General features: G+C 73.0%; 10 protein-coding genes. 8 read left to right on the top strand and 2 right to left on the bottom strand.

The genetic code is table 11. The features are described from left to right. Positions 1-333 precede the first annotated feature (333 nt). The 8 genes from ACIA8L_RS06990 (at position 334) to ACIA8L_RS06955 (ending at position 10,060) form a co-directional block, all read left to right on the top strand. A complete protein-coding gene (locus ACIA8L_RS06990) occupies positions 334-1,245 on the top strand; it encodes a tyrosine recombinase XerC (RefSeq protein WP_395901772.1) in 912 nt (303 codons plus the stop codon). An 80-nt stretch (positions 1,246-1,325) separates the two neighbouring features. Next, complete coding sequence (gene ileS / locus ACIA8L_RS06985) at positions 1,326-4,448, top strand: isoleucine--tRNA ligase (protein ID WP_395901250.1); 3,123 nt, start codon at positions 1,326-1,328, stop codon at positions 4,446-4,448. Between the two features lie 50 nt (positions 4,449-4,498). After that, entirely contained in the window at positions 4,499-5,017 is a 519-nt protein-coding gene (locus ACIA8L_RS06980) for a PaaI family thioesterase (protein ID WP_395901249.1), read from the top strand. A gap of 247 nt (positions 5,018-5,264) precedes the next feature. Further along, entirely contained in the window at positions 5,265-6,686 is a 1,422-nt protein-coding gene (locus tag ACIA8L_RS06975; RefSeq protein WP_395901247.1) for an LLM class flavin-dependent oxidoreductase, read from the top strand. Beyond that, the gene (locus ACIA8L_RS06970; RefSeq protein WP_395901245.1) at positions 6,683-7,198 is read left to right on the top strand and encodes a hypothetical protein; all 516 of its coding nucleotides are present in this window, start codon (positions 6,683-6,685) and stop codon (positions 7,196-7,198) included. Before ACIA8L_RS06975 ends, ACIA8L_RS06970 begins: the two co-directional genes overlap by 4 nt. Continuing rightward, positions 7,195-8,235: an aldose epimerase family protein gene (locus ACIA8L_RS06965; protein ID WP_395901244.1), complete on the top strand. Its 1,041-nt coding sequence runs from the start codon at positions 7,195-7,197 to the stop codon at positions 8,233-8,235. Before ACIA8L_RS06970 ends, ACIA8L_RS06965 begins: the two co-directional genes overlap by 4 nt. Then, entirely contained in the window at positions 8,232-9,029 is a 798-nt protein-coding gene (locus tag ACIA8L_RS06960; RefSeq protein WP_395901242.1) for a BtpA/SgcQ family protein, read from the top strand. Before ACIA8L_RS06965 ends, ACIA8L_RS06960 begins: the two co-directional genes overlap by 4 nt. After that, positions 9,026-10,060: an SIS domain-containing protein gene (locus ACIA8L_RS06955; RefSeq protein WP_395901241.1), complete on the top strand. Its 1,035-nt coding sequence runs from the start codon at positions 9,026-9,028 to the stop codon at positions 10,058-10,060. The genes ACIA8L_RS06960 and ACIA8L_RS06955 overlap by 4 nt, the downstream gene beginning before the upstream one ends. Here the strand turns inward: ACIA8L_RS06955 and ACIA8L_RS06950 are convergent. Together ACIA8L_RS06950 and ACIA8L_RS06945 are read right to left on the bottom strand one after the other, a co-directional pair. Continuing rightward, positions 9,988-11,640 (bottom strand): pyridoxal phosphate-dependent aminotransferase, encoded by a 1,653-nt coding sequence (locus ACIA8L_RS06950; protein ID WP_395901239.1) that lies wholly within the window; start codon positions 11,638-11,640, stop codon positions 9,988-9,990. The genes ACIA8L_RS06955 and ACIA8L_RS06950 overlap by 73 nt on opposite strands. Further along, positions 11,637-12,374, bottom strand: coding sequence for a hypothetical protein (locus ACIA8L_RS06945; protein WP_395901237.1), 738 nt, complete (start codon positions 12,372-12,374; stop codon positions 11,637-11,639). The genes ACIA8L_RS06950 and ACIA8L_RS06945 overlap by 4 nt, the downstream gene beginning before the upstream one ends. Positions 12,375-12,456 lie beyond the last annotated feature (82 nt).

Genomic DNA, 12,456 nt, shown 5'->3' with positions numbered 1-12,456 from the left:
CGCAGCACAACCGGCCGCGACGACACCGGCCGCGACGGCGGGAAACGGCCGCTCGACGCGCCCGAGCACCTCCGCGACGCTCCCGCGACCTCACCCGCGGGCGGTGCCGGCGCCAGCCGGAAGAGCCGCAGCACAACCGGCCGCGACGACACCGGCCGCGACGGCGGGAAACGGCCGCTCGACGCGCCCGAGCACCTCCGCGACGCTCCCGCGACCTCACCCGCCGGTGGTGCCGGCGCCAGCCGGAAGAGCCGCAGCACAACCGGCCGTAGCGACACCGGCCGCGACGGCGGGAAACGGCCGCTCGACGCGCCCGCGCCCGGGACCGCCGAGATGCACGAACGGCTGCCGGCGGGGATGCGGGACGCGGTCGACGACTTCGCGCGGCACCTCGCGGCCGAGCGGAACCGATCGGTGCACACGGTGCGGGCGTACATCGGTGATGTCGTGTCGCTGCTCGACCACGCGGCGGCCGGAGGCGCGGACGCGCCCGCCGGTCTGACGCTGCCCGTCCTGCGCGGGTGGCTCGCGCGGAGGCGCGCGGCCGGGGACGCCCGCACGAGCCTGGCCCGGCATGCCGCGGCCGCGCGGACCTTCACCGCCTGGGCGAAGCGGGAAGGTCTCGTGGAGACCGACCCGGGACAGCGCCTGGCCAGCCCGAAGGCGCATCGGGACCTGCCGACGGTCCTGCGCGCGGACCAGGCGGAGACGCTTGTGACAACGCCGTCGGGACGCGCGGACGCGGCGGGGTTACGCGACCGGCTGGTGCTGGAGCTGCTGTACGGCACCGGGATCCGCGTCAGTGAGCTGTGCGGCCTCGACCTGGGCGACGTCGACCGGATGCGGCGGGTCGTGCGGGTCGTGGGCAAGGGCGACAAGGAGCGCTCGGTGCCCTACGGCCTGCCCGCCGACGAGGCCCTCACCGCCTGGCTCCGGCACGGGCGCCCGGCTCTCGAGGGCGCGCAGAGCGGATCGGCCCTCCTGCTGGGCGCACGCGGTGGCCGGCTCCAGGCCGGCGCCGCCCGACGGATCGTGGACGCGTACGCGCGGGCGGCCGGTCTGCCGCACACATCGCCCCACGACCTGCGGCACTCCGCGGCCACCCACCTGCTCGAAGGCGGCGCGGACCTGCGATCGGTCCAGGAACTGCTGGGCCACGCGTCGCTGTCCAGCACGCAGATCTACACCCACGTGTCGATCGAGCGCCTGCGCAGCGCGTACGAACAGGCGCATCCGCGCGCCTGAGCCCCCGATCCCGGTTAAGTTAGGATCTGGGGTCGACTTGTCCTGCTCAGGGACGAGCACTGCCGTTCGCGGAGGACCCGATGTACCGTCCCATTCCGGGCCAGGTGGACCTGCCCGGGCTCGACCACGAGGTGCTCGATTTCTGGCGCGCCAACGACGTGTTCGCCAGAAGCCTCGAACGGTCCGCGGGCCGGCCGGAGTGGGTCTTCTACGAGGGCCCCCCGACCGCGAACGGGATGCCGGGCGCCCACCACATCGAGGCCCGCGTTTTCAAGGACCTGTTCCCGCGCTACCGGACGATGAAGGGCTTCCACGTCGCCCGCAAGGCGGGCTGGGACTGTCACGGCCTGCCGGTCGAGCTGGCGGTGGAGAAGGAGCTCGGGTTCACCGGCAAGCAGGACATCGAAGCCTACGGTGTGGCCGAGTTCAACGCCCGGTGCCGCGAGTCGGTGACCCGGCACACCGACGCGTTCGCCAAGCTCACCGAGCGCATGGGCTACTGGGTCGACATGGACGACGCCTACCGGACCATGGACTCCGACTACATCGAGTCGGTGTGGTGGTCGCTGCGGCAGATCTTCGACAAGGGCCTGCTGGTCGAGGACTTCCGGGTCGCGCCGTGGTGCCCCCGGGACCAGACCGCGCTGTCGGATCACGAGCTGGCGCAGGGCTACGAGACCGACACCGACCCGTCGGTCTTCGTCCGCTTCCCCCTCACGTCGGGGCCGCTGGCGGGCCGCGCCTCGCTGCTGGTCTGGACGACCACGCCGTGGACCCTGGTGTCGAACACGGCCGTCGCCGTCAACCCGGACGTCACGTACGTCGTGTTCGGCGACGGCGCCGAGCAGGTCGTCGTGGCCGAGCCGCTCGCCGGCGAGTTGCTCGGCGAGCAGTGGGCCCCGACCGGGGAGTCCTTCGCCGGCAAGGACCTCGAGCGGTGGACCTACCAGGCGCCGTTCGACCTGGTGGACGTGCCGGGCGCGCACCTCGTCATCCTGGCCTCCTACGTGACGACGGACAGCGGCACGGGCCTGGTGCACCAGGCACCGGCGTTCGGCGCGGACGACCTCGTCAACTGCCGCGCCTACGGCCTGCCCATGGTCAACCCGGTGCGGCCGGACGGCACGTTCGAGGCCGGTCTGGAGCTCGTTGGGGGGCTGTTCTTCAAGGCCGCCGACGAGCCGCTCATCGCCGATCTCAAGGCCCGGGGCCTGCTGTTCCGGCAGATGAACTACGAACACAGCTATCCGCACTGCTGGCGCTGCGGCACCCCGCTGATCTACTACGCCCAGCCGTCCTGGTATCTGCGCACGACCGCGGTCCGCGACCGGCTGATCGAGGAGAACGAGCGCACGAACTGGCACCCGGCAACGGTCAAGCACGGGCGTTACGGCGACTGGCTCGACAACAACGTCGACTGGGCGCTGTCGCGGCAGCGATACTGGGGGACGCCGCTGCCGATCTGGCGCTGCCCCGAAGACCACCTGACCTGCATCGGTTCCCTGGCCGAGCTCGGCGAGCGGGCCGGCACGGACGTGTCGGCGCTGGACCCGCATCGGCCGTTCATCGACGAGGTGACCTTCGCGTGCCACTGCGGCGCGACCGCGACCCGCGTCCCCGAGGTCATCGACGCGTGGTACGACTCGGGGGCGATGCCCTTCGCCCAGTTCGGGTACCCCTACCGCAACGCGGAGCTGTTCGAGCAGCGTTACCCGGCGCAGTTCATCTCCGAGGCCATCGACCAGACCCGGGGCTGGTTCTACACCCTGATGGCGGTCGGCACCCTGGTGTTCGACCGGTCCTCCTACGAGAACGTCGTCTGCCTCGGGCACATCCTGGCCGACGACGGCCGCAAGATGTCCAAGCATCTCGGCAACATCCTCGAGCCGATGTCGTTGATGGAGACCCACGGGGCCGACGCCGTGCGCTGGTTCATGGCGTGCGTCGGCTCCCCCTGGTCGGCCCGGCGGGTCGGGCACAGCGCGATCCAGGAGGTCGTCCGCAAGACGCTGCTGACCTACTGGAACACGGTCGCGTTCCAGTCGCTGTACGGCCGGACCGCGGGCTGGACGCCCTCCGTCACCGACCCCGCGCCCGCCGACCGGCCGGTCCTCGACCGGTGGCTGTTGTCCGAGCTCAACCAGCTCATCCGGGACATGGACGCCGCATACGCCGCGTTCGACACGCAGGAGGCCGGCCGGCGGCTGGCGGGCTTCGTCGACGACCTGTCCAACTGGTACGTGCGACGCAACCGCCGCCGGTTCTGGCGCGGTGACCCGGCGGCGCTCGCGACCCTGCACGAGGCCATGAGGGTGGTCACGCTGCTGATGGCGCCGATCACGCCGTTCATCACCGAGCGGGCCTGGCAGGACATGATCGTCCCGGTCACGCCGGGCGCGCCGAGCTCGGTGCACCTCGCCGACTTCCCGGTCGCCGAGGAGAGCCTCATCGATGCGGAGCTGTCGGCCCGGATGGCGCTGGTTCGCCGGCTGGTCGAGCTCGGCCGGTCGGCGCGGGCCGAATCGGCCGTGAAGACCAGGCAGCCGCTGTCCCGCGCGCTGGCGTCGGCGCCGGGCTTCGCCGACCTGCCCGCCGACCTGCTCGCCGAGATCGCGTCGGAGCTCAATGTGGGCTCGGTGAGCTCCGTCTCCGCGACCGCCGGTTCCCTCGTCGACACCACGGCCAAGGCGAACTTCCGGCCGCTCGGCAAGCGGTTCGGCAAGGCCGTGCAGCAGGTCGCGGCGGCGATCGCCGCGGCCGACGCGGACGCGCTGAAGACGGCGCTGCGCATGTCCGGCGAGGCGACCGTGCTCGTCGACGGCGAGCCGGTGGTGCTGGTGCCGGACGAGGTCGTCATCACCGAGACCCCGAGCGAGGGCTGGGCCGTCGCGACCGCCGACGGCGCCACGGTGGCGCTCGACCTGCGCCTGACCCCGCAGCTGCGCCGGGCGGGCGCGGCCCGGGACGCGATCCGGCTGATCCAGGAGGCCCGCAAGTCCAGTGGTCTGGACGTCGCCGACCGGATCGTCCTGCGCTACACGGCGGCCCGCGAGGACACCGCCCAGGCCCTCGCCGAGCATCTCGACCTCGTGGCCGAGGAGGTCCTGGCGACCGACTTCGCGCCGGGCGAGCCGGCCTGGGCGGACGCCGTGCCGTTCACGGACGAGCCGCTCGGACTGACGTTCTGGCTCACCAAGGCGTGACCCGGCGGCCGCGGCCCGGGAGCGCCGGGCCGCGGCTACCATCACAGTCCATGAGGCAGGCGAGTGCGGCTTCGTCCCGGACCACCCCGCCGCCAGGCGCTCCCGCGCCGATACCCGGTCCCGGTGCGCATCCCGCGCCGCACTACCCGCCGTATACCGAGTGTTTCGGCTGCGCGCCGCGGCATCCGGCGGGGCTGCGGCTCGACGTCACTCGGACCGGCCCCCTCGAACTCGTGGCCGTCCTGATCATCGACGACCGCCAGCAGGGCGCTCCCGGGGTCGCGCACGGGGGCGTGCTGGCCGCCGCGGTGGACGAGGCGATCGGCCTGCTCATGTGGTCGCTGGGGCGGCGCTGCGCGACCGCGCGGCTGGAGACCGATTACGTGGCGCCGGTCCCGGTCGGTGCGACGCTGGTCATCCGCGCCGTGTGCACCGGGACGGCCGGACGCAAACTGTACGCCGAGGCGACGGCGCACCTGGGCGAGCTCGACGGGCCGGTCGCGGTGCGGGCCGCGGCGCTCTACGTCGAACTGCCGGCCGCCGACACCGGCAGCGGCAGTACCCCCTAAGGTCCTCACCGACTCCACAATGGACAAACCGGCCACCGGGGAAGCATCCGAGCGACCCCTGTCGGAAACGCGACAAGGCCTCGACGAACGCCGGATTCTCAATGCTGCCAAGGGATCCATCGAACACAGAGATAGATTGATGTAGGCTAGTCGATCAGTGGCAAGCTCGTGAGCCGTTTGGCAGCACGAAGGGGAGGCTGGTCGTGGCGCAGCCCATGCGGGTGCCGTCCGGGACGACCCGGGGCCGGTGGCGGTGACCGCCGCCGCTGTGCGGGTCGACGCGGCTCCCGACTGGCCGACGTGGCGGGAATGGTGCGCGCGGGCGAGCGAGGGATCGCCCGGTGGCACCCAGGCGGCCGGAGACGAGACGCAGTGGCGGTCCCGGCTCGCGGCCGCGGATCTCGCGCTCGTCGCCGGCGTCGACGGCCGGCCCGCAGGGCTGCTGGAGGCCGCTCTCGGCTATGGCGGCGAGGCCGTCGTGACGTCGTTGTGGATATCGGACGCCGCGCCGCACCCGCGCGAAGCGGCCGACGCTCTGATGACCGCCCTGCTGGCGTGGGCCGCCCGGCAGCCGTCCGTCGACCGGGTCGTCGTGACCGGCGTCGAGGACGACCCGCGCACCGACGAACTGTGCCGGCGGCACGGGTTCGACACCGTGGCGGGAGGCACCGGGCCCGGGGTGGCCGCGGCCGGCGGCCGGGTGCTGGTCCGCCGGTTGCCGTATCGGGTCCGGGTCGGCGTGCACTCCGGCCAGCAGTACCGGGACTTCGCCTCGATCCGGGACCTGTGGACCGCCGCGGAGGCCCTGGGCTTCGACTGGGTGTCGCTCTTCGACCACCTCCGGCCCCCGATCTTCGGCCCGGCCGGGCCGTGTTTCGACGGGCCGACGCTGCTGTCCGCCCTGGCCGCCGCGACCGGCCGCGTGCGCTGCGCGCTCATGGTGTCGCCGGTGGTGTGGCGCCACCCCGCGCTGACCGCCACGATCGCCGCGACGCTCGACCACGTCAGCGGCGGCCGGTTCGAACTCGGCGTCGGCGTCGGCGGCTCGGACCTCGCCTTCGAGCAGTACGGCATCGAGCAACCGCCCCTGAGCGTGCGGTTCCGGCAGCTCGACGAGGCCTGCCACGTCCTGCGCCTGCTGCTCAACGGCGGGCCGGCCGACTACGAGGGCCAGCACTTCCGGCTGGCCGGCGCGCACCTCGACCCCCGCCCGCTGCAGCGCCGGCTGCCACTGGTGCTGGGCGGCAGCGGGGAGCGCGGCACGCTGCCGCTCGTCGCGCGGCACGCCGACGCCTGGAACGTGGCCCTGATGCCGGTGGAGCGCTACTCCCGGGCCGTCGACGTGCTGTCGGAGCTCTGCGCGCAGGCGGGCCGCGACGTCGGGAACATCCGCCGATCCATGACGTTTCGGGCGGTGATCCGGCCGGACGAGGTCGCGGCCGCGCGCGCCCGCGACCGGCTGTCGGCCAACGCGGACGGGCACGGCCCGGACCTTCCCGAATATCTCAGTTTCGGCAGCGCGCAGGAGTGCCTGGACCGCTTGGCGCCGTACGTCGAGCTCGGCGTGCGCGACTTCCTGCTCGGGCTGCGGCCCCCGGTGGACCGGGAAACCATGGAGGCGTTCGCCGAACAGGTCGCGCCCTGGCTGCGGAAGATGGTGACGGCGTGAATCTCGTATGGCGGGTCGCGGACGACCCGGCGGTGGTGCACCGCATCATCGAGGCGTCCGACCGGCGGGCCTCCCAGCGCAGCGGTAAGGAGCCGCCCAAGCGGCGGATCGAGTCCACCCGGGCGCTGGTGGCCGCCGGGCTGGTCCACGTCGGGCACCTGAACGCCCGGCCCTCGGTCACCGTGACCGTCGGCGAGACCGCGCCCTTCGACGTGGCCGAGAGCGGCCTGCCGGCCGCTGAGCATCCGCGGTACATGCAGCGCCTGGCGGTCGACCCCGACGCCGACGGTGCGCTCCTGCTCGGTTTCCACGCCGGACGGCACGCCGTCGCGGTGGCCACCGCCGCGGGCGCGGACGCGTTGCGCGCGGAGACCAACCCGGACTACAACGACGTGGTACGCATGCTGGCGGCGCTCGGCTTCGAGCCGTACCGCACCGACGACTCCGGCCCGCAACGCCGGATCTACCTCCAGCGGCCGATCCCGCTGCCGGGGCCCGGTGCGCCGTCGTGACCGGCGTCGCGGCCGGCGCCCGACCCGTCTCGTCAGCCGGTGACCAGGACCCGATCGGTCTGACCGAGTTCTGGCTCGACAACGGCTGGATGCGGGTCGGCGTGCTGGACTACGGCGCCACCGTGGTCGACGTCCAGGTGCCCGACCGCGCGGGCGTCCGGGGCAACGTCGCCGTCCGGCTGCCCGCGGTGACCGACTATCTGGCGACCGCGGACCGGGCCTACGTGGGCTCGACGATGGGGCGGTTCGCCCGGATGGTCCCCCACGGCGTGGTCGACCTGGACGGCCGCGAGCACCGGTTGGCCCCGAACGCCGGACCGCACCACATCCACGGCGGCCCGACGGGCTTCGACGCCCGGGTCTGGGCGGGCGAGGCCGCCGGCGGCGACGACGCCGGGCGCATCGTGCTCACGCTGAGCAGCCCGGACGGCGACCAGGGCTACCCGGGCACCCTGACCTGCCGCGCCGAGTTCACCCTCGACCGGCGCAACCGGCTGACGATCCGATACGAGGCCGTCACCGACCGGACCACGCTGTGCGGCCTCACGACCCACGCGTTCTGGAACCTCGCCGCCGGCGGCACCGTGGACGACCAGCGGCTGCGGCTGAGCGCCGACGGCGTGCTCGAGCAGCTCCGTGGGGACGGCCCGGAGGTGCTGCCCACCGGCCGCATCCTGCCGGTGGCCGGCACGCCGTCGGACTTGCGGGCCCCCCGCCGGCTGCGGGGGGTCGCGCTCGACGGCTTCTTCGCCCTGTCCGGCGGCTCGCGGGCCGGCGCCGGCGAGGTCCGGGCCGCCGAGCTGTCCGATCCGGCCAGCGGCCGGCGGATGGTCGTCGACACCGACCAGTCCGGGATGGCCGTCTACACGGGCGATCACCTGCCCGGGCGGGCGCGGGCCGGCCTCTGCCTCCAGCCGGGCCCGTGGCCGTACGTCCGCGGCGCCTCGGCCATCCCCGGTTCGCTGTTGCGCCCGGGACAGACCTACCGCAGTAGCACGACATTCGGATTCGACGGAGCGGGAGACGACCTGCTGTGACCGATCAACGCCCGGCCGGGAAGCTGTACGGCGTGATCCACCTCCCGCCGCTGCCGGGGACCCCGTTCCACCGCCCCGGCAGCCTGCCCGAGATCCTCGAACAGGTTTCGGTGCAGGCCCGGCTGATGGCCGACGGCGGGCTGGACGGCGTGCTGCTGCAGACCGTGGACCGCGTCTACAGCGTCGAGGACACCAGCGACCCGGCCCGGGTCGCCGCGATGGCCCTGTGCGCCCGTGCCGTCACCGACCTCGGCGTCGCGGGGTTCGAGCTCGGTATCCAGATCATGCGGCACGCGGTCAGCGCGTCGCTCGCCGTGGCGAAGGTCTGCGGCGCGCAGTTCGTCCGCGCGGACGCGATCGTCGGAGCGACGCTGTCCACCCACGGGCTGGTCCAGCCGGACCCGTTGACCATCATGAACTACCGGCGCGCCATCGACGCCTTCGACATCCGGCTGATCGCCGACGTGGACTCGATGCACTACCGCTGGCTGGTTTCGGGCGAGTCCACGGGGGATGTCGCGCGCCGGGCGATGACGGTCGGCGCTGACGCGGTGTGCGTGGCCAACGCCGATCCCGCCCGGGTCCTGGAGCTGGTCGCGGATATCCGGCGCCGAGCCCCCGGGGCGCCGGTCGTGCTCGGTGGTTTCGTCAACCACGGCAACGCCGCCGCGCTGGTGGCCGAGGTCGACGGCGCCTTCGTGAGCGGGTGCCTGACCGATCCGGCCGACTCGACCCGGCTCGACCCGCAGCGGATCCGCGACCTGGTCGACGCGGTCGGCAAGGTGCGAGCATGACCGGCCCGCGGTACCGCCTGGACGAACTCGAGGCGCAGACCTCGGCCCTCCCCACGGACCTGCTCGGACTGGTCCCCGACGCGGCCGAGCAGGTGCGCCACAAGCTCGGTGACCGGCCCGGCACCGAGCGGATCGTCGTCCTCGGCAGCGGTGACTCCCTCAACGCCGCCATCGCCTGCGGGCCGGCGTTCGCCCGTATCGGGCGGGCAGAGTACCTGCCGATGTCGCCCACGGAGTACCTGACGCATCCGCCGGCCCGGGTCGTGGCCCCCGACCGGGTCACCGTCGTCGGGGTGAGCGCCACCGGCGGCAACCCTTCCCTGGTCACCGCCGTGACCGCGGCCCGCGACGAGGGGTGCCCGACGATCGCTGTGACCGCCAACGCGGAGTCGCCGCTGGCCGCGGCGGCCGGGACCGTCCTGCGGCTCGCCCTGGGCCCGCTCGAGCCGTCGCCGGGGATCCGGACGTATCAGGCCAGCCTCGTCGGGCTGCTGCACCTCGCCGACGGCCTCGGCGCGGCCGGGGAGCAGCCGGAGGCGGAACTCCTGGCGGCGGCGGTCGATCGGTCGATCGCCCTTGCCCGCCCGCCCGTGGCGGCGTTGCTGGACGACCTGGCGGCCGCCCCGGTCGTCCTCGTCGTCGGGTCGGGCGCCGGGCTCGGCACGGCCCGGCACGTGGCGGCGAAGATCACCGAGTCGGCCGGGCGGCCGGCGGCCGGGGTCGAACTGGAGGACTGGTGGCACGTCCACCGGTTCGGCCACGACAGACGGCATCCGGTGCTGTTCATCGCCACGCCGGGGCCGGCCCGCGCGGCGGTGCTGGCGACGGCCCGGCGCACCCTGCCGCGACGGCCGGTGATCCTGGTCGCGGCCGAGGATGACCGTGAGGCCCGCGACCTCGGCGTGCCGGTGATCCCGGTCGCGGCCGGCGTCCCGGACGCCCAGCGTCCGCTAGTCGATCACGTGTTCGCCGGGCCGCTGGCGGCCGGGCTGGCGGACCGGTGCGGCGTGCTGCCCTTCGCCAACCCCTGATCGCAGGTCTGCTGGGCCCGCCGCCGGGCGAGGAACGACTCGATCCGGTCGAGACTCGGACCGAGCTGGCTCAGCCGGCGCGACGTGGTCACCCGGACCACGGCCTCGTCCAGGCAGAACGTGAGGATCCCGGGGAACACCGCCACGTTCTCCTGCTCCAGCAGCTCGCGGAACGCCACGTACGAGTCGTCGAAGTCGTGCAGCCGGACCGCCGTGTTGATCGAGTAGCGCGCCGCGGCGACGGTCGTGCTCGGCAGGTCGAGCCGCGCGGTCGCCAGGTTGCGCAGCTGCACGAGGTCGTGCTCGCGCTGGGCCCGCTCGCGGACGTAGCGGCCGTACGACATCTGGAGGTTCTCGCGGGTCAGCCCGTAGGAGTCCTCGAACTCGGACAGCTGCTCCGGGCCCAGCTCGTCGATCCCCGCGTCGCGCCAGCGCTCCATCCGGGCGAGCACCTCGATGGCCGTGTAGAAGAACGACGGCGGGCCACCGAAGCTGCTGGAGGCGTACTCGTAGTAGGCGTCGATGAAGGCCGAACCGGCGAGAATCCACCCGACCTTCATCCCCGGCGCCGACCAGTTCTTGGACAGGCTGCTGATGCGCACCACGTTGCCCGCGGCCCGGGTCGGCGACAGGCGCTGCGGCGGGCCGAGCCATTCGTGGCACTCATCGAGCAGGATCATGGTCTGCGGGCCGGCCGCGCGGATCAGCCGGCTCAGCTCCTGCTCGTCGACCAGCGTGCCGGTCGGGTTGGTGACCGTCTGCAGCAGCACCAGCGGCGTGTCGGGGCGCAGCTGGTCGATCAGCGCGTCGATCGACGTCCGCCCGTTGACCACCGGCGTGGGCACGAGCTGCACCGGGCCGCGGCGCGCTATCGACTCCACCAGCGGCGGATAGTTGGGGATCGCGCAGAGGGACGGCGCGGACGAGGAGTGCCCGGTGAGGATGAAGTCGGCCAGGCAGCTCAGCGCGAAGGTGCCGCCCATGGTGAGGGCGACGTTGTCCAGCGTGTACGCCGCCCCGTGCAGCCGGGCCGACTCGTAGGCGGCGATCGCCTCCCGGGCGGGCTCGCGCCCGCGCGAGTCGGAGTAGCCGTACCAGTCGCGGTCCAGCGCGAACGCGATGCAGTCCTTGATCGTCGTCGGCAGCCCCCACGCCTCCTCGTCCACCGCCCCGGTGGACAAGATCAATTGGTCGTCGGAGCGCAGCGAGCCGTACAGGTCGTCACGGAAGAAGGAGTTGAAGGTCTCCTTCACGAAGCGGGGCGTCGCCCGGGAGTGCAGCACCTCGGCGACGTCGACGGTCCGCTTCTTCGTGGCGGCCTTCCACCGCACGGCCAGGTCCCCGCGCGTCCCGATCGCCCCCATGTGCGCCTCCACCCGCCCCAGGTAAAGGTCGCGAAGCTCGAACGGGTCATCGGGGTTGTCCGCGCACTCGAACAGCTCCAGCAGCGACGGGGCCGGCTCGAAGCCCATCGACACCTCGTGCGCGTGCGACGGCAACGCCGCGAACGGCACCTGCTCACCGGCCGGCGCCGTGGTGAAGCGGGCGGGCGGCGCGAAGAGCCGCGGCGGCTCCGTCACGACCGCGACTCCGTGATCGCACACGACTCCGCCAGCGGCAAGTCCTCCGCCAGGAAGATCGTCTGCGCCATCATGCGGTACCCGGACATCCGCTCGCGCAGGGTCTCGATCGACTCCTCCGGATGCACCGAGTCGATCACCGCGTTCGGCCCGATGGCGTTGAACTGGTGCGACACGCCCCGCGGAATCTGCAGGTCGACCCAGCTGTTCTCGCGCACGACCAGGTTGTGGCGGGTCAGCCGCGCCCCGTCCGGGACGTCGGGCAGGTCGTCGGTGAACTGCTCCGGCACGAACGGCGTCACGCCGTCGACCATCGTCACGTTGAACGGCGACAGGCTCGAGACCCGGATGATCGTGTCCGGGCCGGTCATCATCCGCACGAAGCGCAGCCCGGTGTGCAGGTGCATCCGCGAGCAGATGCCCCGCTCACGCACGTCGTAGAAGTCCATCAGGTACCGGTCGGCGAAGTAGCCCTCGAACGGTGCCTCCAGCATGTAGACATAGCCCTCCTCGAACACCTGCGCCCGCACGATGCCCTCGTCGCCGGGCCGGGTGGCGGCCTGGCTCGCATGGGCCCGGCGCACGATCCCCATCAACGTGGAGACCACCGCCAACGCGACCTCGGGCGGGAATGTCGCCACGGGCGTGGCGTGGCACCGCCCCTGGTCCCTGAAGGCCAGGACGTCCTGGATCTCGTTCTCGTCGTCGGGGGTGTGCTTCAACGTCTCGGTCATCTCACTCCGCTCCTTCCGCAGGCACACACCACTGCGGCCCCGGTTTTCGTTCCAAGCCAGTTCTTCTCATCCGCGTCCGGCG

Origin of the sequence: Dactylosporangium sp. NPDC051541, from assembly GCF_044454505.1 — a bacterium.
GTDB lineage: Bacteria > Actinomycetota > Actinomycetes > Mycobacteriales > Micromonosporaceae > Dactylosporangium.
The sequence above is the reverse complement of the archived record's forward strand: the minus strand, read 5'-3'. Positions and strand labels throughout refer to the sequence as shown.

Bases quoted from the DNA above. Each gene is read 5' to 3' on its own strand.
- ACIA8L_RS06990 (WP_395901772.1), top strand. From the start codon at position 334: ATGCACGAACGGCTGCCGGCGGGGATGCGGGACGCGGTCGACGACTTC.
- ileS (WP_395901250.1), top strand. From the start codon at position 1,326: ATGTACCGTCCCATTCCGGGCCAGGTGGACCTGCCCGGGCTCGACCAC.
- ACIA8L_RS06980 (WP_395901249.1), top strand. From the start codon at position 4,499: ATGAGGCAGGCGAGTGCGGCTTCGTCCCGGACCACCCCGCCGCCAGGC.
- ACIA8L_RS06955 (WP_395901241.1), top strand. From the start codon at position 9,026: ATGACCGGCCCGCGGTACCGCCTGGACGAACTCGAGGCGCAGACCTCG.
- ACIA8L_RS06945 (WP_395901237.1), bottom strand. From the start codon at position 12,374: ATGACCGAGACGTTGAAGCACACCCCCGACGACGAGAACGAGATCCAG.